The organism is Pedobacter sp. BAL39 (assembly GCF_000170795.1).
Classification (GTDB): Bacteria; Bacteroidota; Bacteroidia; order Sphingobacteriales; family Sphingobacteriaceae; genus Pedobacter.
On record NZ_ABCM01000002.1, the window covers coordinates 383,991 to 409,194 of the forward strand.

Sequence of the window (25,204 nt, forward strand, 5' to 3'; positions counted from 1 at the left end):
TTAGAACCGGATTTACACGATATATTTTTTCCACAATGCGCCTTAATGGCGCATTTTTTATTAAATTCGCAAGGTTATAAGAATACCAACTTTAAATCGTTCTTAGGGAACATCATATTTTATGGCAGAAGATTTAGAAAATCAAGAAAACGACAAAATAATTAAAATCAATATTGACGAGCAGATGAAATCTGCCTACATCGATTACTCGATGTCGGTAATTGTATCCAGGGCTTTACCTGATGTTCGCGATGGATTGAAACCTGTACACCGCCGTGTGCTTTTCGGCATGCTCGACCTCGGTTTGGCAAACAACAAACCTTATAAGAAATCTGCCCGTATTGTTGGAGAGGTACTCGGTAAGTATCACCCGCATGGTGATGCCTCTGTTTATAATACCATGGTAAGGATGGCCCAGGAATGGAGCTTAAGGTACCTGATGGTCGAAGGACAGGGAAACTTTGGATCTATTGATGGTGACTTCCCCGCAGCAATGCGTTATACGGAGGCCCGTTTCCAGAAAATTGCAGAAGATATGCTTGCCGATATCAATAAAGATACGGTGGATTTCCAGCTGAACTTTGATGATTCCCTGCAGGAGCCAACAGTGCTTCCTTCTAAAGTGCCGAATCTTTTGATCAACGGTGCTTCCGGTATTGCGGTAGGTATGGCTACAAATATGCCGCCACACAACATTACGGAAACAATCAATGCCACAGTAGCCTATATTGACGATAACGACATCGAGATTGCGGAGCTGATGAAACATGTTAAAGCACCTGATTTCCCTACTGGAGCCATCATATATGGCTATACTGGTGTTCAGGAAGCTTTCGAGACCGGCCGTGGACGTATTGTGATGCGTGCTAAAGCTGAAATCGAGACCAATAAGGAACGTGAAACCATTATCGTTACGGAAATTCCTTATCAGGTGAACAAGGCGATGATGATCGAACGTACTGCTGAACTCATCGGTGAGAAGAAAATTGAAGGCATCTCCAACATTAAAGATGAATCCAACAAAGATGGTATCCGTATCGTTTATGAGATTAAGCGTGATGCTAATGCTTCTATTGTATTAAATAACCTGTTCAAACAAACTGCATTGCAGACATCATTCAGTGTGAACAACATTGCGCTGGTGAATGGCCGTCCGCAATTGCTGAACCTGAAGGACCTGATCCGTCATTTTGTTGACCACAGGCATGATGTTGTGGTCAGAAGAACCAAGTTTGAGCTTGCTGAAGCTAAAAAAAGAGCGCATATCCTTGAAGGATTACTCATTGCTTTAGACCATCTTGATGAGGTGATCAAGCTGATCCGTGCTTCGGAAACTCCTGAGGAGGCAAGAACAGGCTTAATGGAACAGTTCGGTCTGAGTGACATTCAGGCAAGGGCAATTCTGGACATGACCTTACGTAGGTTGACGGGTCTGGAGCGTGATAAGATCAAAGATGAGTATAATGAATTGATGAAAACTATCGAATACCTTCAGTCGATCCTCGACTCCAAAGAGCTTCGTATGCAGATCATCAAAGACGAACTCAACGAAATGAAAGAAAAATATGGTGACGAACGCAGGACGACTATTGTCCATTCTGCTGAAGACATGAGTATGGAAGATTTCATTGAGGACGAGGATGTCGTGATCACGATCTCTCATGAAGGGTATATCAAACGTACGCCAGCGACAGAATACCGTACGCAGGGCAGAGGCGGAAAAGGTTCTAAAGGTAGTGATTCAAGAAATGAAGATTTCATTGAGCACCTGCTGGTAGCATCTAACCACAACTACATGTTGTTCTTTACTGAATCCGGACGTTGTTTCTGGTTAAGGGTATATGAAATTCCTGAGGGCTCAAGACTGAGTAAAGGAAGAGCCATCCAGAACATCATCAACATTCCTAAAGAGGAGAAAATCAAGGCCTATATCAAGGTTAAAAACCTGAAAGATCAGGAGTATCTGGAGAACAACTACATCATCATGTGTACGAAAAAGGGAACAATTAAAAAGACTTCCCTTGAAGCATACTCCAGACCGAGGGTAAATGGTATCAATGCCATCAATATTAATGAAGGCGATCAGCTGTTAGAAGCAAGTTTAACAACAGGCAGCAGTGAGATTGTGATGGCCTTACGTTCAGGAAGAGCGATTCGTTTCAATGAGGAGAAAGTCCGCCCTATGGGGAGAACTGCTACAGGTGTAAGGGGTGTAACCCTGGCCCACGACCAGGATGAGGTTGTTGGCATGATTGCTGTTGACGATCCTAATGTAACTGTTCTTGTTGTTTCTGAAAAAGGTTATGGCAAGCGTACCGACATTGAAGATTACCGCGTTACAAATAGGGGTGGTAAAGGGGTTAAGACAATCAGTGTTACTGAAAAAACCGGAGCTTTGGTAGCCATCAAGAACGTGACCGATGCGGATGACCTGATGATCATCAACAAATCCGGTATCGTCATCAGGATTGTGGTGAGCGAATTGAGGGTAATGGGCCGTGCGACACAAGGTGTGCGCCTGATCAACCTGAAAGGAAATGATGCCATTGCTTCGGTAGCGAAGATTGAACATGAGGATGAGGAAACTGAAGAAGGTGAAGTTTTAGATGCTGAAGCTTCTGCAGTGGTGGTGAATCCTGACAGTGAGGAAGCAGAAGAAATCATCGACGAGGAAACTGAAGAAGAAGAGGAAGAAGATGAAGCTGACGACACTGAAGAAGAAGAAAACTAATTGTTGAACATAAATTAATAAAATGAAAAAAGTACTTTTTAGTATCTTATTTGCTGGTGTTGCCACGTATGCGAGTGCACAAAAAAGTGAAGTGACTGCAGCAAAAAATGCCTGGGCCATGTTAGCTTTAGCTAAGGAACAGACACTGCCTGAAAACTTAAAAACACTGAATGAAGGCCTTGCGCACACTGACAAAGCTATTGCTCATGAGAAATCAAAAGGGATGCCTGAAGCATGGTCTTACAGGGCGTTGTTTTCTTCCAGGATTGCACTTGTAGATACACTGGATCTTGCCAATGCGATGGCAAATCAGAAAATCGCTGAGGATGCAATTGCACAAGCGAAAACACTGGACGCTAAAGGTGATGAAAAAAGCAACCTGGAGCAGGCTACCTTAAACGTCGACAATGCTTTAAGAAACCGCGCAATTCTTGCATACAATAAAAAGGATTATGCAACTGCTTTAAAAGCTTTTGATGAAATCACAGCAAAAACACCAAATGACACAGCAATGTATGTGAATGCTGGTGTGACTGCTAAAGAGCTGCAGGCTTATCCGGAAGTGATCAAAAACTTCAAAAAAGCTGTCGAGCTGGGATATAAAGATTCTAAAGTCCTTTATTCTGAAATGGTGAGCATCACATTTGATAAATTGAAAGATAGCGTTGCCGGACTTGCATTGGTTCAAGAAGCTGGTGCTAAGTATCCTGATGATTCTTATTTCATCGGTATGGAAACTGACCTGTACATCAAAAAAGGCGACATCGCTAAATCACAGGAGATGTTGAACAAATTGATTGCAAAAGATCCTAAAAATGCAACCTATCAATATTTGTTGGGTGATACTTACTATAAACAGGCACTTGCACTTCAGACACAAAGAAATGCACTGGATCCTAAAAAAACCAAAGAGTTTGCGGCTATAGGTGCTAAAATGACTGCCTTTATTGATCAGTCTATTCCTTACTACAAGACAGCTTTAGATATAGATCCTAAAAATGAAAATGCTTTGGAAAACCTGAAGATCATTTATGCATTTAAAGACGATAAGGTAAATTACGAAGCAACAAAGAAAAAACTTGATGCTCTGAAAGCTAATCCATAATCGGGATAAAACCCAAAGTAAAAGGAGGGATGATTTTTATCCCTCCTTTTTTTTGATAAATTTGTATTAAGAAGACATCATCGTATGAGCAAGATCAAATTATTTAGCACTTTAATACTGGCCCTTATCGGCTGCAACTTTGCATCTGCACAGAAAAGCCAGCTGCAGATAGCGAGAAATAGCATAGGGAAATTACAGGTTGCTATCAATAATAAGGAAGACAGCAAGAAACAACTCAGTGTGCTAGGAGAGGGGATAAAGGCTGCTGAAGCTGCACAAAATGATAAGAAAACCAAAAAATGGCCGGAAACCTGGGCCATTAAAGCTTATCTGAGTTCTTATGTTGCGATCCTTGATGGTGATGCCGGTAATTCAGACAGATATTATGGACTTGCAAATGAGGCAATTGATTCTGCAAGAAGATTGGATAAATTTCAGGCAAATGCGCGTTTGATTGCCGCAGCTGTATACAATACAACTTTAAAAAAACAACAGAAAGCCGCTGCAGCATTTGATAGCAATGATTTTCCATTGGCATTTGATCTGTTTAAACAAGTAAGCGATTTCTTTCCGACTGACACAACACTGGCCTTAAATACTGCTATTGCCGCTCAAAGTAATCAGAATTTCGATCAGGCTATTGTTTATTATAAACGAGCTAAAGATAACGGGATCAAAAATCCAGTTGTTTTCCAAAAGCTAAGTAGCATTTATAGTTCTAAATTTGAAAAAGAACTGGCTATCCGGACTTTGGAAGAAGGAATCCGCGTAAATGCATACAATGCAAACCTAACCAATGACCACATTAACCTGTTGCTGGACAATGAGAAATATGCTGAAGCTACAAAAGCAATTGAATCAAGTATCAAAACTGATGAAAAAAATAAACTTTTGTATTTTCTTTATGGATATCTCCAACAGAACAACAATAACAATAGCACTGCGATACTAGCGTATAATAAGGCGCTGAATATTGATGAAAACTACTTTGACGCTTTGTATCAGACAGGCCTGGCTTATGTTGACACCGCAAATGAAATGCTTAAATCAACGAAACAGGAAGATAAGGATAAGTTCGTATCTTATATCAACCGTGCGGAACTGGCATTGTTGCAGGCGCATGAAATCAATCAAAACGATAAGTCAACAGTGCAATTGCTGATCGATATCTATACACGCAAAAATAAGCTGGATAAAGTTCAGGAATTACGCGGGAAACTAGAAGAGTTTTAAAGGTACTCAACCACAGATTTGTAGGATGAAAAATTTCCATTATGAGCACCTTAAATAGGGTGCTTTTTTTGGGACCAAAAATCTACTATACATAATATTAATTATGTACATTATTATAATATTTGGGTTCAGTGCTGAATAAGGGGATTTTTAGTAATTTTGCGGCATTACATTTGTCACGGTGTGATTTCATCAATCATGGCATAATTGATGATTGTAAATCTAAATTTGCGTTATGTTTAATCGTCCGGTCAGATCCATTCAGGATTTCTTATTAAGTACTTACTTTTCTGATGGGCTACGCATTACGCTTGGCGTTTTATGTCCTTCTTTGATTCTTGCGCAGTTCGGTTTGTTACAATACGGGATGAGTTTATCTTTAGGCGCACTTTGTGTAAGTGTTGTAGATTCTCCAGGCCCAAGTGTACACCGCAGAAATGCCATGCTGGTGACTACGGGATTGATTACCGTCATTTCTTTACTCGTCGGACTGACAAATTCAAATGTATACATCAGCGGTATCATTGTATTTGTATTCAGCTTTGTATTTTCAATGCTGTTCGTCTATGGTATCAGAGCTGCCGCAATTGGTACGGCTTCATTGCTGATTATGGTATTGAGCATTGATGATGTGCGTCCATGGAATGAGTTGGTTACCTTTGCTTTGTTGATTTTGGCAGGTGCTTTATGGTACAGTTTTCTGAGTTATTTCTTTTATAAGCTTCGTCCGTTCCGTCTGGTCCAGCAAATGTTAAGTGATTCCATTCATGAGGTCAGCGAGTTTTTGCGTGCAAAAGCGAAATTTTACCATCAGAACGCGAATTTTGAAAGCAACTATGCGGACCTGTTGCAGCTTCAGGTTACTGTACATGAAAAACAGGATGCAGTACGCGAGCTGCTGTTTAAAACAAGAGAGATCGTACGGGATTCTTCGCCCGAAGGTCGGTTCCTGCTGCTTGTTTTTGTAGATATGGTTGATCTCTTCGAACAGGTCATGTCCACGTACTACAACTACCAACAGTTACACGAACAATTCGGCGAATCAGGTATCCTTAGTCATTACGAGTCTGTGATCAATAAAATTGCTGACGAATTGGATGAAATCGCATTCTCCCTAAAAACGGGAGGCACCCCTAGCCTACCCATTTCACTCATTGAAGATGTGGCGCTGCTGCGTTCAAAAATTGTTGCGCTGGAGAAAAGTAATACAGACGGAAGGTTTAACACGCTGGGCATCATTGCACTAAAGAACATTGAAGTCAATATTGAGAATATTCTTGCCCGGGTGAAAACCATTAATGGTTACTTCAACAAAAAAGAGAAAAAGAACCTTAAAACACGAGAAATTGAGGTTGAACGCTTTGTCACCAGACAAAAGGTAGATCCTAAATTATTGCTGGAAAATCTCACTTTCAGCTCTTCTACATTTCGTCATTCACTAAGGGTGGCCATCGTGATGATTATTGGGTTTATGGTTTCCAGGGGCTTGAATTTTTCTCATAGCTACTGGATTTTACTGACCATTCTGGTGATCTCAAAACCAGGTTTTAGCCTGACAAAACAGAGAAATTACCAACGTCTGATTGGCACCCTTGTCGGCGCTTTTGCCGCTATGCTGATCCTGGAATATGTGCATGACAAAAATACCCTGTTTGTGATCTTATTGTTCTGCATGATTGGATGTTACAGCTTCCAGCGCAAGAATTATGTAGTCAGCGTCTTATTCATGACTCCTTATATTATTTTGCTTTTTGAGTTTTTGGGTATGGGAGGTTTTTCCATTGCCAGGGAAAGGATTTATGACACATTGATTGGTTCAGGAATCGCTTTATTGGCCAGCTATTCCCTGTTCCCAAATTGGGAGCATGAGAAGCTGAAGGAAGCAATGATGGCCATATTGAAAGCAAATAAAGAATATTTTGAAGAAGTGGTACAGCTTTATAGCACACCGACGCAGAATTTCACCAATTATAAGGTTGCCAGAAAAGGAGTTTATGTAGCTTCGGCAAATCTGGCGTCCCTATTCCAGCGAATGTTCTCGGAGCCGAAGAGCAAACAGTTTATGATCACTGAGCTCCACCAGTTCACCACCCTTAACCACCTGCTTTCATCCTACATTGCGACATTATCCTTATACAATAAGGAGCATGCTTTCGTGGTTTCCAACTATGATGACCTGAAGCCTGTAGTCAATAATACGGTTTATCTTTTGAACCTATGCACGGAGCGGCTACTGAATCATGATGCTACCATCAGCAATGTGCCCCTGATCAGGAAAACGGTAGAACAGCAGCTGATTTTGGAAAATGAAACTGTCATTTATGAGCAGTTCGATCATGTGCAAAAGGTCGCATATGACATTTTCAAGCTGAGTGAAAAAATTAAAATATAAAACCATTAGCTCTTCCTGCTTGTTCTAAAAGCATTAAATATCAAATTTAGATTATGGAAAAGTTATATACTGCCTCCGTTACCGCTAAAGGCGGACGAGATGGCCATATCAAATCGAGCGACGGAACAATAGAATTTGACCTTAGGAAACCAAAAGAAATGGGTGGACAAGGTGGAGCAACAAATCCGGAGCAGCTATTTGCAGCTGCATGGGGTCCTTGTTATCTCGGCGCTTTAGGTGCGGTGGCACAACATGACGGGGTAGACATTTCTGAGGCAACTGTAGATGTACAGGTTTCTATCAACAAAGATGACAATGCTTTTGTATTGTCTGCAGACCTGGATGTACACATTCCTGGTATTACTATTGAAGAAGCTCAGAAATTAGCCGATAAAGCACATCGTGCATGTCCCTATTCTAAAGCAACCAGGGGAAATGTCGATACCAGAGTAACCGCAATATAACCTTGATTGTTCAACAGCAATCTTATTTATAAAAAAAAGCAGTCCTTAGTGACTGCTTTTTTTATTCAAGATCTTTTATAAGATGATGTGTTTAAGGCTTTTTATAACAAAAGTTTACTTGCCAATCCAAGTAGCAGCAAAAATCCAAAAACATCTGTAAAGGTGGTGATGATGATGGACGACGCGATCGCCGGATCAATTCCAACACGTTTCAGTATCAACGGAATACCTGCACCGGTGACACCTGCGATCAATAAATTTCCGGTCATGGCGAGGAAAATGACCAGTCCGAGTAAGGGATTGCTGTCAAAAAAGAAAGCAAAAAGAAAAACAATAAGACCCGTTACAGCACCATTGATTACTCCTACCGTAAACTCCTTGAGTACTGTACGATAAGCCTGCTGATCCGTCAGGTCATAGAGTGAAATCCTTCTTACTGTAACAGCCAGGGCCTGTGTTGCAGCGTTCCCTCCCATTCCCGCAATAATGGTCATATAGGCAGAAAGCACGGCAATTTTTTCGATAGTGGGCTCAAAATGCCTGACAACACCGGAGGCAAGAAAGGCTGTACCCAGATTCAGGATCAGCCATGGCAATCTTGATTTTACCGCTTCAATCCAGTTACCACTCAGCTCTTCATCTTCAGATACCCCGGAAATCTTCAGGATATCCTCCGTATTCTCATCCTCAAGTACATCAATCACATCATCGAAGGTCACCCGGCCAAGGAGTTTCATTTCATGGTCGACCACAGGAATACTGGTGATGTTGTATTGGGAAATCAGGCGTGCAACCTCTTCCTGATCGGTGTCCGGGCTCACCCAGGCGACCTCTGCTTTGACCAGCTCGGTGATGTGGACATTTCCTTTAGCCTTGATGATGTCTTTTAAGGAAACAATACCCTGGAAAACATTATCGTCATCGATGACAAAAATCGTATAGAATTCTTCTATTTCTTCACTTTGTCTGATGATCTCATCAATTGCATCTTTTTTTGTCAGGTGTAAATTGATGCGGATAAACTCCGTATTCATCAGACCACCGGCGGTTTCTTCGTGATAGCTCAATAAGTTTCTGATGCTCGAAGCATCGTCCTCACTGAGGTCTTTGAGAATCTCCGTTTGCTCATGTTCTTCCAGCTGCGAGATGATGTCGGTCGCATCATCGTAATCAAGCTCTTCTACGATCTCGGTACGCTTTTCAGGATGCAGCTGTAGTAGCAGCTCCTCAGGGTGCGATTCCTCATGCATCTCTGAAAGTACTTCTGATGCAATTTCGACTGAAAGAAGATTGATGATCCGTTCCTGGTCATCTTTATGGAGGCTTTCAAAGAGGATTGCAATTTCTGAGGCATGATATTCCTCAAGAATGAGCTTAAGTTGCTCATCATCACCATTTAAGGCGGACTTAATCTTGGAGATATCAGTTTTGTCTAGATCAAAAGATTGCATGTGTAGCCAAAGTTACAATAATCAAGCCTATTTAAACCATCCTTTACGCCAGAAATATATGATTTGGGCAACTGCAATGATCCCCATGATGATCATCGTGTATAGATATCCATGCGGCTGATACAATTCCGGCATGTTTTGCGGCATGACTTTGCCTGTCACCGGGTCTTCAGCAGCGAAGTTCATCCCATAAATCCCTGCAATGAATGTCAGCGGAATAAATATGGAGGAAATGATGGTCAATACTTTCATAATTTCGTTCATTCTGTTGCTAATGATCGAAAGGTACATGTCTATATTGCTCGCCGAGATTTCCTTCAGGGACTCTACGAGGTCTATGATCTGTATGCAGTGATCGTAGGCATCTTTGATGAACAATTTAGTCTGATCAGGTATCAGCGGGCTATCTGTCCTCAGGATGTCATTGAGTTTATCCCTTTCAGGCCAGGCCACTCTGCGAATGTTAATCAGGTTCCTTTTGATGACCTGCGTGTCGAACATCACTGAGCGGTCTGGTTTGTCGAATAACCGGTCTTCGATGGCATCCAGTTCATCCCCCCATCCACCAAGAATTTCAAAATATTTATCAATGATGATGTCCATCAGCGCATACATAAGATAGCTGGTGCCGGCAACGCGGATATTGCCTTTACCACCTTTCAGGCGGGCTCTGACAGGCGCGAGGCAATCTTCATAGCGCTCCTGAAAGGTGAACAGCACTTTTTCCGTGAGTAAAAATGAGAACTGGTCGTTGTCCATGTTTTTCTGTTCATCAAGACGAAGCATCCTGCTGACAGCAAAAACATAATTTTCATACTCATCGACTTTGGGCCTTTGGTAGGTACGGGTAATGTCTTCCAGCACGAGTTTGTTGATCCCAAAGTCGTTGTGCAACACTTCAAACATCGCCATAGAGTCAAAACCTTTGATTTCGACCCAATAGGTGAAATTAGGGTCAGCAATCAGCGATTTTAATTTGTCCAGGCCGTTTAACTCCTGAACCTCGTAACTTTCGGCATGATAGCGATACAATTTGATCACAGGCTTTAGTGCCTGATCATCAATATATACCATCCCCGGGCTGGAACCCGCATCTGGCAATGCATAGTGTTGTCTTTTCTTCTTACGGCTTGTATTTTTACCCATGGCTACACTTAAATCCGGAACCGAACTGTCAAAAATAAGATTTGGACTGCGGCCCCTGGTTGAATAACAAATCCACGATACTTAAGTTAGGCTTAAAACCCTGGCGGTCTTCAAAAACCTGGAAATATGGCTTAAAGTCTCCCTCCTGTTGTTTGAACAGTGTTCTGGCGCGAAAATCCAGCTGCTCCGGCCATTCCTTAATGTATTCGTCAGATACTGCTGTTGACTTGCTAATCTTTAACTGTTTGAATAACCAGTCGTTAAGCTCCTGGTTATAGTCGAACAGATATTCAAACTTTTGGGTGTAAAATCTGGCAAACTCATCCTCATAATACTCGAAATAGGCAGAATTGCGGTAACAGCTCTCCAGGCTCTTCCAGTGCAGGCGCTGCCATTTGAAATCATAGCTGATCTTTACGTCTTTTATCTTGGTATGCACTTTGGCTCCCCGGATTACCGGAACGATGAGGTCCAGGCTTCCATTTGGGGAACATATTGTGGCCCGGTTGCGGAAGGTCTGTTTCGGGAAATGTTCCTCTTTTTCTATCATAAAATGATAATCTGCCTTCTTGATTTCTGTAAAATAGCTGACGGGAGGAAGATAAAAAAGTGGGAATATAGCTAAACTTTGCATCTGATAATTTATGTTTGCATTCTTAATCCGCCAAAATAATGATAAAAAAAGGCTTTTCGTATATAGGAGTGTTTTTTTTGAGCTTTTTATCACTGTTCCCAACTGCATTGCTTTACGTTCTGGCGGACCTTTCCTACTATGTCGTTTATTATCTCGTGGGTTATCGAAAAAAGATTGTGCGGGAAAACCTTCAACGTTCATTTCCTGAAAAATCTCCGGAAGAACTTCGTAAGATTGAGAAGCAATTTTTCAGATTTTTTGCTGATCTGACCTTTGAAACTATCAAGATGCATTCCATCTCCCGATCGGAACTGGAACGGAGGTTCAAGTTTAAAAACCTCGAACAGATAGAAAAGTATTTTAGAAAGGGAGAAAGCATTCTGGCTTGCACCGGCCACTACGGCAATTGGGAATGGGGCATGATGGCATTAGGTATGCACCTTTCGGAAAAATGTTATGTGATCTACAAACCACTGAATAACAGAATCTTCGATCAGTGGTTTCATAACATGCGCACTAAGTTTGGCAATGTGTTTGTGCCGATGCGGCAGACCCTGAGGGTGCTGAGCAGTGTACGAAAAGAGCCCACAATGTTTTGTTTTGCAAGCGATCAGAGTCCTGTAAAGGGAGAATCCAGGTATTGGATGAATTTCCTGAATCAGCCTACCGCCGCCCTTCTTGGCCTGGAGAAGATTGCCGTACAGACAGACAGGCCTATTTTTTACTTTAAGCTCAAGGTCATCAAAAGAGGTTATTATGAAGTGGAATGTGTTCCCATTGTCCTTCATCCAAAAAAAACAGGAACACATGAAATTACCGATACGCATTTTCAATTTTTAGCATCAATTATTAAAGAAGACCCCGCATATTGGCTTTGGAGCCATAGGCGGTGGAAAAATAAACCCGATAACGAAGAATGGCAGAACCAAGTGTTGCAGTAGTAATTTTAAATTGGAACGGACAGGCGCTGTTGGAGCAATTTTTACCTGGAGTAATGAAATCCCTCTACCCTAACTTGCAGATCGTTGTGGGCGACAATGCATCGACAGATGATTCCGTCTCCTACGTCAGAGAAAATTATCCGGAGGTTACCATTATAGAGAACGAAAAGAACTTTGGTTTTGCCGAAGGCTACCGTAAGCTGCTTGACCAAGTGAATGCCGACTATTACATCCTGCTCAATTCAGATGTGGAGGTGCCGCCCGATTGGATCATGCCAGTCATCAGAATGATGGAGGCGGATACTCAAATTGCCGCGGCACAGCCTAAAATCAAGTGGCAGAAAGATAAGTCCAGCTTTGAATATGCGGGGGCTGCCGGTGGTTACCTGGATTTACATGCTTTTCCTTTTTGCAGGGGCCGCCTTTTTGATACCGTAGAGCTGGATAATGGACAATATGACGATGCACAGGAGATCTTCTGGGCAAGTGGAGCAGCGCTCTTTATCAGAAGTGAATGCTGGCGGCTGTCTGGTGGACTCGATCCTGACTTCTTTGCACACATGGAAGAGATCGACCTTTGCTGGCGACTGAAAAATATGGGTTACAAGATTATGTATTGCCCGGATGCGGAAGTTTACCATGTTGGCGGCGGGACCCTCAATGCTAACAATCCATATAAAACCTATTTAAACTTCCGGAACAATCTGATTATCATGCAGAAAAATCTGCCCTTGACGGATGCATGGTTTAGGATCTTTATCAGGATCTGGATCGATTTTGTTGCCTGGATACATTTCCTGATCCAAGGCAAAACAGTATTTGCAATGGCCATCAGTAAAGCCCATTACCATTTCTTTAAATATCTGACTGTCAATGGTCGCAAGAGAGGCAAAGTACAGCGTCGCTTCAGCAGCCTGAGCGGACAATACAACTCCAGTATCGTTTACGACTATTTTGGAAGAAAACTAAAATACTTTAGTGAATTAAAGTGGTAAACACTTACGAAATCCCTGCCAATTCTAGCCTTTCAGAAAGCTCTCCATTGCCAGGCGGTATCCATCCATTCCAAATCCGGTGAGTACGCCCCTGCAGTTTTTTCCGGTCAGGGATACATGGCGGTGTGATTCCCTGGCGTAGATGTTGGAGATGTGGACTTCGATCACAGGAGTATTGATGGCTGCAATGGCATCCGCAATGGCAACAGATGTATGTGTATAGCCCCCCGCATTCAGGATGATACCATCGTAAGTAAAGCCTACCTCATGAAGTTTATTAATGAGCTCACCCTCTACATTGCTCTGATAATAATCAATTTCAATGATGCTGTAAATTGACCTCAGCTGGCCAATATATGCGTCGAAGCTTAAATTTCCATAAATCCCAGGCTCCCTTACGCCTAAAAGATTTAAATTTGGGCCATTAATAATTTGTATCTTCATCTGTTCAAACTTAAAGTTTAATTGTTACAGTATAAAATTTTTGTGTGATAAATCCTCCCCACCTATTGTCCTTCAGGAACTACCTGAAACTGGAGCGGGCATTGTCAGTCAATTCCATATCAGCCTATATCAGTGACGTAAAGAAATTGTTTGAATACTTCGATTCAACAGGTAAAAGCTATGATATTCAGGAAGTAAACACATCAGATCTAAAATTATTTATTAGCTGGGTAAATGAACTTGGAATGCTTCCTGTCACACAAGCCAGGGTGATTTCAGGTATCAAATCCTACTTTTCTTTCCTTTCACTTGAGCAACTCATCAGCAGTGACCCTGCTAGTTCACTGGAAACACCAAGGTTGAACAAAAAGCTCCCTGATACGTTAAATATCGAGGAGATCAACGCAATGATTCAGGCAATAGACCATTCAAAAGCCGAAGGTTTGAGAAGCAGGGCGATGTTGGAAGTGCTCTATGGCTGTGGTCTGCGTGTTTCGGAACTAATTCAGATGAAGATCTCTAATATATTCATTAATAGTGAATTTATAAAGGTGGTTGGCAAGGGTGACAAAGAGCGTATCATCCCAATTGGAAGCGCCGCACTTAAGTACATTATGATGTATATCAATGAAGTAAGAATTGAAGTTCCGATAAAAAAAGGACAGGAAGATTTCGTGTTTTTAAACAGGCGTGGTACTGCGTTGACCAGAATGTTGATATTCAATATGATCAAGGGACTTGCAAAAGATGCCGGTATCCAGAAGAACATCAGTCCCCACACCTTCCGCCATTCTTTCGCGACACACCTGATTGAAGGCGGTGCTGATTTGAGAGCTGTCCAGGAAATGCTAGGGCATTCCAGCATAACAACAACGGAGATTTATACCCACCTGGACAGAAATTATCTCAAAGAGGTAGTCACTACATTTCACAACAGGAGTTAGCATAATCTTGTCATCAGCATCCGGTCTTTTCCCTGCATATCTTTTCTTAATTCTATGGTTTTAAATGATTTACTAGCTAACATATCAATTGTTTCCTGAGCTAGGTGTTCATTGATTTCAAAAAATAAATAGCCCTGTTCATTCAGTGATTTTGCGGCCAGATCGGCCAGGGCTTCGTAAAACAAGAGCGGACGTTCGTCGGGTACGAACAGTGCCAGATGGGGTTCATGTTCTAATACATTCTTATGCATCTCAATTCGCTCTAAATTCTTGATGTATGGAGGGTTACTTACCATCAGGTCATATTTTTGTTCAGTTTTATAATTGCACATATCTGCCTGTATGAACCGAATTTCTGCATTGTTCATCAGAGCATTATGTTTTGCAACTTTCAACGCAGTTTGAGAAATATCCACTGCCTCTACAACAGCCTCAGCAATGTGTTTTTTTATCGCGATTGGGATACACCCACTGCCGGTTCCAAAGTCTATCACGCGCAGCGGACCTGTTTCGGGGGCTTGCTGAAAATCAGATCTCAATGTGGTTAAGATCCAATCCACCAGTTCCTCCGTTTCCGGCCGGGGAATCAATACGTCGGGACTAACCTGAATGCTGAAGCCGTAGAAGGTGGTTTCTCCAAGGACGTGTTGAACCGGTCGGCCTTTTGTCATCGCTGTTGCAATTTCGGAATACCGTTGCTCCTCCTGATCCAATAAAATCCGCTCCCAGTTCATCCTGACATCCATGCGGTTCAGTCCGGATACGTGTTCTATACAAACGTAGAAGATTGCCGTAACCTCCTCTTCCTCATAAAGATCAGCAAGCATTTCATTAAAGTGCTGCAATAAATGCCTTAAATTCATCTGTTACAAAAGTAACGAAATCGAACAATATAACTTACTTTTGCCCTCATGGGCGACGAATTATATATGCGAAGGTGCCTCGAACTGGCCACACTTGGAATGGGAAATGTAAGCCCAAATCCTATGGTAGGCTGTGTCATTGTCAGTGAAGGTAAAATTATTGGTGAAGGATACCACGAGCAATTTGGCGCAGCACATGCAGAGGTTAATGCCATCAATTCAGTATGGTCGGCATACCCTGACCAAGCTGCAGCACTGCTTGCACAGGCAACAGCCTACGTGAGTCTGGAACCTTGTGCACACTTTGGGAAGACGCCCCCCTGCGCGGACCTTCTGATCAAAAACCAACTACAAAAGGTCGTGATTGGAAACCGGGATCCCTTTCCTGATGTCAACGGCAAAGGGATTGCAAAGCTTAATGCCGCAGGCATTGAAGTTATTTCCGGAATTCTCGAAGAGGAATGTACAGCCCTTAATATCCGTTTTTTTACAAGGATCAGCCAACAGCGGCCTTTTATTATCCTTAAATGGGCTAATACTGCTAACGGCTATTTTGCACCTAAGACTGATATCCCGCAATGGATCAGCAGTCCCTTATCAAAAAGACTGGTACATAAATGGAGGACTGAAGAAGATGCTACCCTTGTCGGAAAACGTACTGCGATCATTGATAACCCCCAGCTGAGTGCCAGAGATTGGCCAGGCAAAAATCCTGTCCGTATCCTGATCGACCGCCGTCTTGAAGTTCCCGCGGACCGCCATCTGTATGACGCTGCTGCGAAGACCATTATATTTAATGAAGTTAAAACGGCCGTAGATGGTCACATTCACTACATCCAAATGGAGGACATGCAGTACTACCTGCCTCAAAAGATTGCGTTTCAGTTGTACCTGATGGACATACAATCTGTAATTATTGACGGAGGGGTAAACATTATCAACCAGTTTATCGCAGGCGGATTATGGGATGAGGCCCGGGTGTTTACCTCTGCACATTCCTGGCCAGATGGCATCAGATCCCCAGAGATCAACGGGATCATCACTTCTGTCCAGACAATCGGTGCAGACACCCTGACTATTTATAAAAACGAGCGTTAATTATGTTATTTCTCTTTATTAGTATCTGTTGCAGTGTAACGGTTGCCGTTTTATTAAAGCTGGCAAGACGTTACAAAATGAATGTGATTCAAGCTGTAACATGGAACTATCTCTTCGCCATTGGTTTATCATGGTTTTTCTTTCGTCCTTCTTTAACTGAGCTGACCCGGAGTGATACCCCTCCGCTGTATTTATTTCTCGGCATCCTGCTTCCTGTAGTCTTCTGGTTGCTGGCCGCATCCGTTAGAAATATAGGCATGGTCAAGACAGACATCGCACAACGGCTATCGTTATTTATTCCGATCCTTGCGGCGTATTTTATCTTTAAGGAGCATTTTAACGTATGGAAAGTTGCTGGTGTTGCAACAGGTTTTGTTGCGATTTTTTTTACCCTGTATAAAAAGTCAAATCAGCAGGATTCCAGTAAGAATTGGTTGTACCCGTTGCTCGTATTCATTGGATTCGGTACTATAGACATCCTCTTTAAACAAGTGGCACAGCTCAGACAGATACCCTATACCAGTTCCCTAGTGCTCATATTTATCATTTCCTTTGTCATCTCACTAATCTGCGTTCTTTATATGGCGGTGGTAAAAAAGCAGAAATTGGAGCTCATCAATTTTATCTGCGGATGCATCCTCGGATTTTTCAACTTTGGCAATATCCTTTTTTACATGAAGGCACATCGCGCGATGTCGGAAAGCCCGACTGTTGTATTTGCTGCAATGAATATGGGGGTCATTATTTTCGGCAGTCTGGTCGGTATCGTGATATTTAGGGAAAAATTCAATAAGCTCAATTACATCGGGCTGTCACTTGCACTGGCGGCCATCATTCTCATTACCATATCTTTTTACCATGCTTTTTGATGACACCTATAAGACCATAGTTGCTGCCACTGAAGGACTGTTCAAAGACCGTGGCAGTAGATTTATCGCCTACGCTTACCCGTTACGTACAGAAGAAGAAATCAAGCCGATACTGGCTCATCTTCGTGCTGAACACCCTAAGGCAAGGCATTTTTGCTGGGCTTATCGGTTGAGCCCAGACCGCAGCATTTTTAGGATGCAGGATGATGGGGAGCCTTCAGGGACTGCCGGTAGACCTATCCTGAATACCCTTTTGTCTGCAGATCTGACCAACCTGTTTATCGTAGTGGTCAGGTATTTTGGTGGAACTTTACTTGGTGTTCCCGGGCTAATCAATGCCTACAAGTCTGCCGCCGTGGAGGCCATACAGGCAGCGACCATCACGGAGCGTACGGTAAATGATGTCTACAACCTTCATTTTGAATATATGGTAATGAACGATGTCATGCGCGTATTTAAGGAAGAAGCACTCACTGTACTGTCGCAGGAGTTTGACAACACCTGCGACATCCGATTTGAAGTAAGGAAGTCCATGTTGAACATGGTGCTTGGAAAACTGGAGAAAATTGATGGCATCAAACTCTCCTACCTTTTCAGTTCTTGATGCCACTTCGTTTCTGTAAGATTGCAAACGAACAATTTTGCAAGATTTCTATTTATCAACAGTGTTTCATAGGTTTGTAAGATCATTCCCCTACCTATGGAACATACCTTATCTGAAGCCGACCTGATTATCAATCCCGACGGCAGTATTTATCACCTTAACATTCATCCAGAAGATCTTGCAGACACAGTAATCACGGTTGGAGATCCCGATCGCGTATCATCGGTTTCCCAGCATTTTGACCAGATAACTGTTCAAAAAGGAAAAAGAGAATTTTTAACGCATACCGGTTACATCGGCTCTAAACGGATTACGGTTATTTCTACAGGGATAGGTACTGACAACATCGACATCGTGTTGAATGAACTCGACGCCCTGGCCAATATCAACTTTGAGACCAGGCAGGTCAGAAGAGAACTGCGTTCGTTGTCAATCATTCGCATTGGCACATCAGGTACCATACAATCCGATTTGCCGATGGGCACCATTCTGGCCTCTGCCTATGGTTTGGGAATCGATGCGTTGATGCGGTATTACGACTCTACTCCTACTATTGAAGAACAACAACTGTTAGCTGCCTTTAAAATGCATATTGCGGGTCACGAGGAAATAACGCCTTACCTTACATCTGCTGACCCGGACCTGCTCACTACCATAGGCGCCGGCATGCCGCGGGGAATTACGGTCACGGCGCCAGGTTTCTATGCTCCTCAGGGAAGGAAGGTACGTGCAAAAAATGCTATCCCCGGATTGATTGAACTATTGAACACCTTTCATTCAGGTAACGAAAGAATTACTAACCTGGAGATGGAAACCGCAGGGATTTATGCCCTGGCGAAGCTGCTTGGACATAAAGCACTGTCTGTAAATGCGATATTGGCCAGTAGGGTTGAATTTAAGTTCAGCAGCAACCCCAATGAGATCGTTGATAAAGCAATTAAAACCGTACTGGAGAGACTGACTATTTAACTAATTGTGTCTAAGTGACTTTGAGAATTTTCAAACAAAAGACAAACCGCTATGTTCATTTGATAAGATTAGAAAGGATCAGTTATGTTTAAAACAATAAAAAATAAGATTGGCAGTATGGCTGCACTCTCATTACTAAAGTCATACGAAACAGACGAGCTCGACGCTGGGAAAAGGATTGTTTCCGTTATTGCGGGAGTATATATGTTGCAACGTGGTATCAGGTGTATTCGTAAACATCCACTTCTGGGTGTTCAGGAGACTCTACTAGGTGGAGTGTTGTTGTATAATGGCGCCATTGGCATCAATAAAAAAATTACCCGCCGGCCTAAGGAATTATCAGACATCAGGAGAAATCAGATTCAGGGAAATGATCCCGACAGTGCAGTTCCTGCCTTTGTCTAGCACAGGTTACTTTCATTGATTAAAATCTCCTTTCTGAGCCTTTAAGTCAATCCACAACGATGATCCGGAAGTCCATGAGCTGATGATCCATTCCCGAAAATCAGCGTTTGCAAGAAAATAAAATGAGTAAAAAAGAAAGACCCGATCATTACGATCGGGTCTTTCTTTTTTAAGACGAAGCTGTTTACCGAATTCCTTTAAGGAAAGCGCTCCTTATTTATTTTTTAGGCTTTGCAGACATATAGAAAGTCAGCTTGCCGCCATTTACAATATCAGCATGTTTGATGGTCTGATTGGTAACCGGACTGCCATTGAGCAATACTTTTTGTACATATACATTCTTGGCACTTTGGTTGATGGCTTCTACCTGGAAGGTTTTTCCGCCTTCAAGGCTAAGCGTAGCCGATTTCACAGCAGGACTGCCCAGTGAATATTCATCAGATCCCGGAGATACCGGATAAAAGCCCAGGGAAGAAAACATATACCATGCGCTCATCTGGCCGCAATCGTCATTTCCACCAAGGCCATCAGGTGTAGACTTATACTGCATTTTCAGGATCATACGTACCCTTTCCTGCGTTTTCCAGGGTTGACCTGCCCAGTTGTAGAGGTAGGCAACATGATGTGCAGGCTCATTTCCATGTACATAACCACCAATTATCCCTTCCCTTGTAATGTCTTCCGTATCGGCAAAGAACTCATCCGGCAAGTGCATGGTAAACAAGGTGTCCAGACGTTTTGCAAATCTGGTTTTTCCACCCATCAGTTCAATCAATGCATTCGGGTCCTGGGGAACGAAGAAACTGTAGTTCCAGGTATTTCCTTCAATAAAGCCCTGTCCATGAGTGCTCTTGGTGTCAAAATCCTTCTTAAATGTACCATCGGCCATCTTTGGGCGCATGAAACCAATACGTTCGTCATACACATTCTTCCAATTCTGCGAGCGTTTGGTATATTCCTCATAAACTGATGTTTTGTTGAGTTTCTTAGCAATCTGTGCAATTGCCCAGTCGTCATACGCATATTCCAGCACGTTTGATACCGAAGTACCGCTTAGTTCCGCCGGAATGTATCCTAAGTCAATATATTTACCTATTCCCTCGTAGTCACGGTGATTTGAAGTTACGATACAAGCTTCCAGTGCTTTCTCCGGATCACCGTTATAAACTCCTTTAATGATCGCATCTGCAACCACCGAAACACTGTGATAACCGCTCATACACCAGTTGTCATTTGCGTAGTGCGACCATACCGGAAGCATTTTTAGTGCACTCTGGTCGTAATGTGCCATCATGGATTTTACCATGTCATTGTTCCTCGAAGGCTGCACAATGTTGAAAAAAGGATGCAGCGCTCTGTAAGTATCCCAAAGTGAGAAGGTGGTGTAATTGGTGAAGCCATCAGCAGTATGTACATTCTGGTCCAGTCCTTTATATTGTCCGTTTACATCTCCATAGGTTGTCGGATTGATGAATGCATGATACATAGAGGTGTAAAAATTTACCTTATCATCTTCTGAAGCACCAATATTGATTTTGTTCAATTCTTTATTCCATTCCGCCTGGGCCTGCGCTTTCACTTTTTCAAAATCCCAGCCTGGAGTTTCAGACCTCAGGTTCTCCAGTGCGTTATCCTGACTCACCGGTGAAATCGCAAACTTAATCTTCACTTTTTCATTTTCGGTAGTAGCAAAGTCAAAGTGCATGCGGATGCGTTTACCGGCAATCTCAGGGAAGTTATTGTTCTGGTCAAACTTACGCCAGAACCCTCCATATACTTGTTTTTTATCGAAGTTCTTCTGACCATAACCTTTAAAAGGTTTAGAGAAAGTCATGGCGAAATATACTGTTCTTGTTCTCGCCCATCCGTTAGTCTGGCGGTATCCTGTAACCAGGGTATCATTCACCACACGCACATAAGTCCAAACGTTTTTATCATCGTAGTTATAAATGCCCGACATCAGGTCCAGAATGATGTGCGACTGGTCGGACTTAGGGAAAGTATACTGGTGCATACCCACACGTTTACTGGCAGTCAGTTCCGCCACGATGTTGTCGTCATCCAGTTTCACTTTATAATAACCAGCTTCCACCACCTCATTGTCGTGCGAATAAACAGACCTGAACCCACTTTTAGGGTCTGCTGCCGTCCCTGGGTTCATCTGCAGTTTACCCTGGGTAGGCATGATTAAAAAATCACCAAGATCAGAGTGGCCCGTGCCGCTGAAATGGGTATGACTAAAACCTACAATATTTTTATCCTCATACTTGTACCCCGCACAGTATTTATATACATCACCGTTATATTTTCCATTCAGCTCATAAGAAAGCGTATCAGTATCGGGGCTGAGTTGTACCGACCCGAACGGAACAGTTGCTCCGGGAAAGGTATGTCCCATTTTCTGGGTGCCAATGATCGGCTTTACATATTTAACTAAATTCTGCTGCCCAAAGGTGACGATACTCGGGAACAGGAGACAAAGCATCAGGGTTTTCTTCATGGTTTTGAGTTGATATCTTTTTTGTACGGTGTCTAAGATAGAAATAATTGATAAAAAAACGGACTAATTGTTCTGCTATAACGTTTAACCCTCCATTTGTTACCTCCTCCTTTTTACAAGGAACTGACTCCGTAATGAGTAATGTATCATTAAAAACCGTTATTTTTGCATTTGAATAAATTGTAATGAGTAAACACGGTAGAATATTGGTAGCCATGAGTGGCGGGGTTGACAGTTCAGTTGCTGCAGTAATGCTGCATGAGCAGGGTTACGAAGTTATTGGACTAACCATGAAAACGTGGGACTATGCAACTTCAGGCAGCAGCAGTAAGGAAACAGGATGCTGCAGTCTGGACAGCATCAACGATGCGCGTACATTAGCTGTAAATTATGGCTTCCCACATTATATATTAGACATCAGGGATGAGTTTGGCGATTATGTCATCGACAATTTTGTAGATGAATACCTTGCCGGACGCACCCCGAACCCTTGTGTGTTGTGCAATACGCACATCAAATGGGAGGCACTGCTTAAGCGTGCCAACAAGCTGGACTGTGAATTTATCGCTACAGGACACTATGCCAATGTCAGGCAGCACGATAACGGCCGCCATGTGATCTCCAAGGGGCTTGATGAGAACAAAGACCAATCTTATGTACTCTGGGGTGTATCACAGGAAAACCTGGCGCGTACGAAGTTCCCTTTGGGATCGTTCGCTAAGTCTGAAATCCGTCAGATGGCCCTGGATATGGGACAGGAAGAGCTCGCAAAGAAAAGTGAGAGTTATGAAATCTGCTTTGTGCCAGACAATGACTACCGCTCATTTTTGAGACATAAGGTGGGTGATCTGGAGGAACGCGTGGCTGGCGGAAATTTCATTACCAGTGATGGTATGGTGGTTGGTCAGCATAAAGGTTATCCTTTTTATACCATCGGACAGCGTAAAGGACTGGGTATTGCTTTTGGAGAACCGATGTTTGTCACTAAAATTCTTCCTGAGAGCAACACGGTGATGTTGGGAAGAGCAGATGAGCTGGAACGTGGAGAAGCATTGGTAAGGAATCTGAATCTGATCAAATACGAAAATATCCTGAATCCAATGGATGATGTGATCACAAAAATCCGTTATAAGGATGCAGGTACCTTAAGCACCATCGTTCAGGAAAAAGATAAAATGCGTGTAGTGTTTGATCACGCTGTGTCGGCGATCGCTCCCGGACAATCGGCAGTGTTTTATGAAGGCAACGACCTGCTTGGAGGTGGCTTTCTTTGCTAATAATATTAAACGACTAAAAAAAGATGCCTGGATACTTAAGTAATCAGGCATCTTTTTTATCGCTATATTTTTAGATTAAGCAGATTGATATGGATTTGCGGTCAGAAGAAGTGGCTAACCAGGTTCGTTAGAAATGGTGTATGGCGCCGCTGTTTTGATGCGCTTTCCCTTATAACGTTCAAAGTAGTAGTCTACCCTACCCAGATTAATCCCTGCAAATCCGACCTGGTTGATGGTGGTAATTTTACCGTCCAGATTTTGTACATCCTCAGGAACAGGCATAAAAGTGTGCGTATGGCCTCCGATGATCAGGTCGATGTTTCTTGTGTTTTTAGCCATCCGCTGATCAGAATCCTTGTCGTATTCATATTTGTAGCCAAGGTGAGATAAACAGATGACAAGATCGCATTTTAGGTCATTCTTAAGGACTGCAGCGGTATCATTTGCGGTCTTAATTGGATCAAGAAATACCGTATCGCCGTAATTTTTTGTACTCACGAGGCCTGACAGCTTAATGCCGATGCCGAATATACCGATCCTAAGACCTTGTTTCTTAAACACCTGATAAGGCACCGTGGATTTATTCAGCAAGGTGTTTGAAAAATCATAATTGCTGCAGATGATGGGAAAGTCCGCATGCGGCAGCTGTTTATGAAAACCTTCCAGCCCATTGTCAAAATCATGGTTTCCCATGGTTGCAGCATCATAGCCCATAGCAGCCATCAGTTTGATCTCCAGCTCACCACCAAATTTATTGAAATAAGGGGTGCCCTGGAAGATGTCTCCCGCATCCAGTAACAGCACATTCCTTTCTTCAGCCCGAATTTTACGTATCAATGCTGCACGGCGTGCTGTGCCCCCAAGGCCTGCATATTTCGACCCATCCATTGGAAAGGGCTCTATACGGCTATGCACATCATTAGTATGAAGGATGGTCAGCTTCAGCAGATCACCCGATGCCAGTGCCTCCAGCGGATTGAGCTGCAAAGCGGCGGCAACAGCAGCCACCCCACCTGTTCTCAGGAAATCCCTTCGGTTAGTCTTTAGTAATTCTTCCATCTAGTTTGGGGTTTATTGTTTTTCCTGCAGCCTGGTTTTCTTTGACATAGGTGACGAGTGCATCACGCATGCGCACTCCGAGTACCTCTGTTGATAAGGGGTGTTTGAAGCTCTGTACATTATCACCACCAAGTGCCAGGTAATCTGAGGTTAATATCCTGTAGTTCTTATTCCGATCATAAGGTTTTCCCTGAATGGTCACATCGGCAGGTTTTCCATCTACGATGCGCATCCGGATACCTGCAACCGGCTGACCATCTGTGGAGGCAATAAAATTGAGCAGATTTTCTACATCCGCAGGTGCCAGCTCAAACACCATCATTTCATTATCAAAGGGCATCACCTCAAAAATATTTGACAGCCTGATGTCTCCGGCAGGAATGTCTACCCGTAGACCGCCCTTTGTCGAGGGCATGGCGAAGTCAATGTTCTTGTCGTATTTCAGCGCTTCATGAAACATGGCATCTGAAAAGAAATTCCTCAGCAGGTTCTCCACGGGTACATCTGTTTTCGACATGAGTACATCCGCATGGCCGATTACCGCATTCATTTCCTGGTCTACCTGAACTTTATAGGGCATATAGCTTTTGATCAGGCTGCTATCTTCCTGCTGGTCCTTGTCTATATGATATTCTGCGCGACTGCTGCTGGTTAGCAGATAACTGCTCTGGCATGAGGTCAGAAAGAGTAGCGGCAGAAAGACGATTAGGGACGAAGTATTACGAATCGTTTTGTTACACATCATTATCCTGCAAAGTTAAGCGATCTGTGCCAGCTTAACATTAAAAAAAAGAGAAATCCTGATTAAAAAAACTTCCAAAGGTAGATAGAAAATCAATCCTATCTTTTCGTTGAAACTAATCATTCAGTCAGGTAATTGCCAAATGAAAATCCTCGCAGATATCTTTTTAAGAAATAGAAAACAGTCTTTTTGGGGGAAAAGTATGGAGGTTGACAAGGTACTCCTCGCCCTTTGAGGCATATTCAGCAGGCTTTTTTATGGTTTTTGTATAGCCCTATACCTTACACGAGCTATCTGAACACCTTGTGAATACCTTGTCAACACCTTGTCAACACCTT

22 protein-coding genes are annotated in these 25,204 nt (G+C 42.8%); 14 read left to right on the forward strand and 8 right to left on the reverse strand.

The window, feature by feature from the left end:
- Positions 1-121 precede the first annotated feature (121 nt).
- The 5 genes from gyrA to PBAL39_RS03935 all read left to right on the forward strand — a co-directional run bounded on the left by gyrA (position 122) and on the right by PBAL39_RS03935 (position 7,925).
- Positions 122-2,731, forward strand: coding sequence for a DNA gyrase subunit A (gyrA, locus tag PBAL39_RS03915; protein WP_008238535.1), 2,610 nt, complete (start codon positions 122-124; stop codon positions 2,729-2,731).
- A 22-nt stretch (positions 2,732-2,753) separates the two neighbouring features.
- On the forward strand, positions 2,754-3,836 hold the full coding sequence (locus tag PBAL39_RS03920) for a tetratricopeptide repeat protein (protein ID WP_008238537.1): 1,083 nt from the start codon (positions 2,754-2,756) through the stop codon (positions 3,834-3,836).
- Between the two features lie 84 nt (positions 3,837-3,920).
- On the forward strand, positions 3,921-5,069 hold the full coding sequence (locus PBAL39_RS03925; RefSeq protein WP_008238539.1) for a lipopolysaccharide assembly protein LapB: 1,149 nt from the start codon (positions 3,921-3,923) through the stop codon (positions 5,067-5,069).
- 235 nt (positions 5,070-5,304) lie between these two features.
- A complete protein-coding gene (locus tag PBAL39_RS03930) occupies positions 5,305-7,461 on the forward strand; it encodes an FUSC family membrane protein (protein WP_008238541.1) in 2,157 nt (718 codons plus the stop codon).
- A 53-nt stretch (positions 7,462-7,514) separates the two neighbouring features.
- On the forward strand, positions 7,515-7,925 hold the full coding sequence (locus PBAL39_RS03935; RefSeq protein WP_008238542.1) for an organic hydroperoxide resistance protein: 411 nt from the start codon (positions 7,515-7,517) through the stop codon (positions 7,923-7,925).
- 101 nt (positions 7,926-8,026) lie between these two features.
- Here the strand turns inward: PBAL39_RS03935 and mgtE are convergent, their stop codons facing one another.
- From mgtE to PBAL39_RS03950, 3 genes are read right to left on the reverse strand one after another with little or no spacing between them, the layout of a single operon-like run.
- Entirely contained in the window at positions 8,027-9,376 is a 1,350-nt protein-coding gene (mgtE, locus tag PBAL39_RS03940) for a magnesium transporter (protein WP_008238544.1), read from the reverse strand.
- A gap of 27 nt (positions 9,377-9,403) precedes the next feature.
- The gene (gene corA / locus PBAL39_RS03945) at positions 9,404-10,522 is read right to left on the reverse strand and encodes a magnesium/cobalt transporter CorA (protein WP_008238546.1); all 1,119 of its coding nucleotides are present in this window, start codon (positions 10,520-10,522) and stop codon (positions 9,404-9,406) included.
- Positions 10,523-10,550: 28 nt separating this feature from the next.
- The gene (locus PBAL39_RS03950; protein ID WP_039866029.1) at positions 10,551-11,156 is read right to left on the reverse strand and encodes a WbqC family protein; all 606 of its coding nucleotides are present in this window, start codon (positions 11,154-11,156) and stop codon (positions 10,551-10,553) included.
- 68 nt (positions 11,157-11,224) lie between these two features.
- Between PBAL39_RS03950 and PBAL39_RS03955 the strand changes: the two genes are divergently transcribed.
- Positions 11,225-12,097: a lysophospholipid acyltransferase family protein gene (locus PBAL39_RS03955; protein WP_232282893.1), complete on the forward strand. Its 873-nt coding sequence runs from the start codon at positions 11,225-11,227 to the stop codon at positions 12,095-12,097.
- A complete protein-coding gene (locus PBAL39_RS03960; RefSeq protein ID WP_008238551.1) occupies positions 12,073-13,092 on the forward strand; it encodes a glycosyltransferase family 2 protein in 1,020 nt (339 codons plus the stop codon). The genes PBAL39_RS03955 and PBAL39_RS03960 overlap by 25 nt, the downstream gene beginning before the upstream one ends.
- A 24-nt stretch (positions 13,093-13,116) precedes the next feature.
- On the opposite strand, the gene aroQ is transcribed toward PBAL39_RS03960, so the two are convergent.
- The gene (aroQ, locus tag PBAL39_RS03965; RefSeq protein WP_008238553.1) at positions 13,117-13,536 is read right to left on the reverse strand and encodes a type II 3-dehydroquinate dehydratase; all 420 of its coding nucleotides are present in this window, start codon (positions 13,534-13,536) and stop codon (positions 13,117-13,119) included.
- A gap of 44 nt (positions 13,537-13,580) precedes the next feature.
- On the opposite strand from aroQ, the gene xerD reads away from it, so the two are divergent.
- A complete protein-coding gene (gene xerD, locus PBAL39_RS03970) occupies positions 13,581-14,480 on the forward strand; it encodes a site-specific tyrosine recombinase XerD (RefSeq protein ID WP_039866031.1) in 900 nt (299 codons plus the stop codon).
- On the opposite strand, the gene prmC is transcribed toward xerD, so the two are convergent.
- Positions 14,477-15,343, reverse strand: coding sequence for a peptide chain release factor N(5)-glutamine methyltransferase (gene prmC / locus PBAL39_RS03975; protein WP_008238557.1), 867 nt, complete (start codon positions 15,341-15,343; stop codon positions 14,477-14,479). The genes xerD and prmC overlap by 4 nt on opposite strands.
- 48 nt (positions 15,344-15,391) lie before the next feature.
- On the opposite strand from prmC, the gene ribD reads away from it, so the two are divergent.
- From ribD to PBAL39_RS04000, 5 genes are all read left to right on the forward strand, one after another.
- Positions 15,392-16,441 carry a bifunctional diaminohydroxyphosphoribosylaminopyrimidine deaminase/5-amino-6-(5-phosphoribosylamino)uracil reductase RibD gene (gene ribD, locus PBAL39_RS03980; RefSeq protein ID WP_039866032.1) on the forward strand — a complete coding sequence of 350 codons (1,050 nt, stop codon included), beginning with the start codon at positions 15,392-15,394 and terminating at the stop codon, positions 16,439-16,441.
- 2 nt (positions 16,442-16,443) lie between these two features.
- Positions 16,444-17,310 carry a DMT family transporter gene (locus tag PBAL39_RS03985; RefSeq protein ID WP_039866033.1) on the forward strand — a complete coding sequence of 289 codons (867 nt, stop codon included), beginning with the start codon at positions 16,444-16,446 and terminating at the stop codon, positions 17,308-17,310.
- A complete protein-coding gene (locus PBAL39_RS03990) occupies positions 17,300-17,914 on the forward strand; it encodes a YigZ family protein (RefSeq protein ID WP_008238560.1) in 615 nt (204 codons plus the stop codon). Before PBAL39_RS03985 ends, PBAL39_RS03990 begins: the two co-directional genes overlap by 11 nt.
- Before the next feature lie 96 nt (positions 17,915-18,010).
- Positions 18,011-18,883, forward strand: a complete 873-nt coding sequence (locus PBAL39_RS03995; RefSeq protein WP_008238561.1) for a nucleoside phosphorylase — start codon at positions 18,011-18,013, stop codon at positions 18,881-18,883.
- A gap of 84 nt (positions 18,884-18,967) precedes the next feature.
- Complete coding sequence (locus tag PBAL39_RS04000) at positions 18,968-19,288, forward strand: hypothetical protein (protein ID WP_008238562.1); 321 nt, start codon at positions 18,968-18,970, stop codon at positions 19,286-19,288.
- A gap of 217 nt (positions 19,289-19,505) precedes the next feature.
- Here the strand turns inward: PBAL39_RS04000 and PBAL39_RS04005 are convergent, their stop codons facing one another.
- Positions 19,506-21,788 carry a GH92 family glycosyl hydrolase gene (locus PBAL39_RS04005; protein ID WP_008238563.1) on the reverse strand — a complete coding sequence of 761 codons (2,283 nt, stop codon included), beginning with the start codon at positions 21,786-21,788 and terminating at the stop codon, positions 19,506-19,508.
- A 185-nt stretch (positions 21,789-21,973) separates the two neighbouring features.
- Between PBAL39_RS04005 and mnmA the strand changes: the two genes are divergently transcribed.
- On the forward strand, positions 21,974-23,065 hold the full coding sequence (gene mnmA, locus PBAL39_RS04010) for a tRNA 2-thiouridine(34) synthase MnmA (protein WP_039866034.1): 1,092 nt from the start codon (positions 21,974-21,976) through the stop codon (positions 23,063-23,065).
- Between the two features lie 114 nt (positions 23,066-23,179).
- Here mnmA and PBAL39_RS04015 read toward each other — a convergent pair whose 3' ends face one another.
- Positions 23,180-24,124, reverse strand: a complete 945-nt coding sequence (locus PBAL39_RS04015; protein ID WP_008238565.1) for a bifunctional UDP-sugar hydrolase/5'-nucleotidase — start codon at positions 24,122-24,124, stop codon at positions 23,180-23,182.
- Positions 24,102-24,869 carry a 5'-nucleotidase C-terminal domain-containing protein gene (locus PBAL39_RS04020; protein ID WP_157273885.1) on the reverse strand — a complete coding sequence of 256 codons (768 nt, stop codon included), beginning with the start codon at positions 24,867-24,869 and terminating at the stop codon, positions 24,102-24,104. The genes PBAL39_RS04015 and PBAL39_RS04020 overlap by 23 nt, the downstream gene beginning before the upstream one ends.
- Positions 24,870-25,204 lie beyond the last annotated feature (335 nt).

Excerpts from the sequence above, each read along its gene's own strand:
- PBAL39_RS04015 (WP_008238565.1), bottom strand. The coding sequence starts at position 24,124 with ATGGAAGAATTACTAAAGACTAACCGAAGGGATTTCCTGAGAACAGGT.
- mnmA (WP_039866034.1), top strand. The coding sequence starts at position 21,974 with ATGAGTAAACACGGTAGAATATTGGTAGCCATGAGTGGCGGGGTTGAC.
- prmC (WP_008238557.1), bottom strand. The coding sequence starts at position 15,343 with ATGAATTTAAGGCATTTATTGCAGCACTTTAATGAAATGCTTGCTGAT.
- PBAL39_RS04005 (WP_008238563.1), bottom strand. The coding sequence starts at position 21,788 with ATGAAGAAAACCCTGATGCTTTGTCTCCTGTTCCCGAGTATCGTCACC.
- PBAL39_RS04000 (WP_008238562.1), top strand. The coding sequence starts at position 18,968 with ATGTTTAAAACAATAAAAAATAAGATTGGCAGTATGGCTGCACTCTCA.
- PBAL39_RS03920 (WP_008238537.1), top strand. The coding sequence starts at position 2,754 with ATGAAAAAAGTACTTTTTAGTATCTTATTTGCTGGTGTTGCCACGTAT.
- gyrA (WP_008238535.1), top strand. The coding sequence starts at position 122 with ATGGCAGAAGATTTAGAAAATCAAGAAAACGACAAAATAATTAAAATC.
- PBAL39_RS03935 (WP_008238542.1), top strand. The coding sequence starts at position 7,515 with ATGGAAAAGTTATATACTGCCTCCGTTACCGCTAAAGGCGGACGAGAT.
- mgtE (WP_008238544.1), bottom strand. The coding sequence starts at position 9,376 with ATGCAATCTTTTGATCTAGACAAAACTGATATCTCCAAGATTAAGTCC.
- PBAL39_RS03950 (WP_039866029.1), bottom strand. The coding sequence starts at position 11,156 with ATGCAAAGTTTAGCTATATTCCCACTTTTTTATCTTCCTCCCGTCAGC.
- PBAL39_RS04020 (WP_157273885.1), bottom strand. The coding sequence starts at position 24,869 with ATGATGTGTAACAAAACGATTCGTAATACTTCGTCCCTAATCGTCTTT.
- aroQ (WP_008238553.1), bottom strand. The coding sequence starts at position 13,536 with ATGAAGATACAAATTATTAATGGCCCAAATTTAAATCTTTTAGGCGTA.
- PBAL39_RS03995 (WP_008238561.1), top strand. The coding sequence starts at position 18,011 with ATGGAACATACCTTATCTGAAGCCGACCTGATTATCAATCCCGACGGC.
- ribD (WP_039866032.1), top strand. The coding sequence starts at position 15,392 with ATGGGCGACGAATTATATATGCGAAGGTGCCTCGAACTGGCCACACTT.
- PBAL39_RS03990 (WP_008238560.1), top strand. The coding sequence starts at position 17,300 with ATGCTTTTTGATGACACCTATAAGACCATAGTTGCTGCCACTGAAGGA.
- PBAL39_RS03960 (WP_008238551.1), top strand. The coding sequence starts at position 12,073 with ATGGCAGAACCAAGTGTTGCAGTAGTAATTTTAAATTGGAACGGACAG.
- corA (WP_008238546.1), bottom strand. The coding sequence starts at position 10,522 with ATGGGTAAAAATACAAGCCGTAAGAAGAAAAGACAACACTATGCATTG.
- PBAL39_RS03985 (WP_039866033.1), top strand. The coding sequence starts at position 16,444 with ATGTTATTTCTCTTTATTAGTATCTGTTGCAGTGTAACGGTTGCCGTT.
- PBAL39_RS03925 (WP_008238539.1), top strand. The coding sequence starts at position 3,921 with ATGAGCAAGATCAAATTATTTAGCACTTTAATACTGGCCCTTATCGGC.
- PBAL39_RS03930 (WP_008238541.1), top strand. The coding sequence starts at position 5,305 with ATGTTTAATCGTCCGGTCAGATCCATTCAGGATTTCTTATTAAGTACT.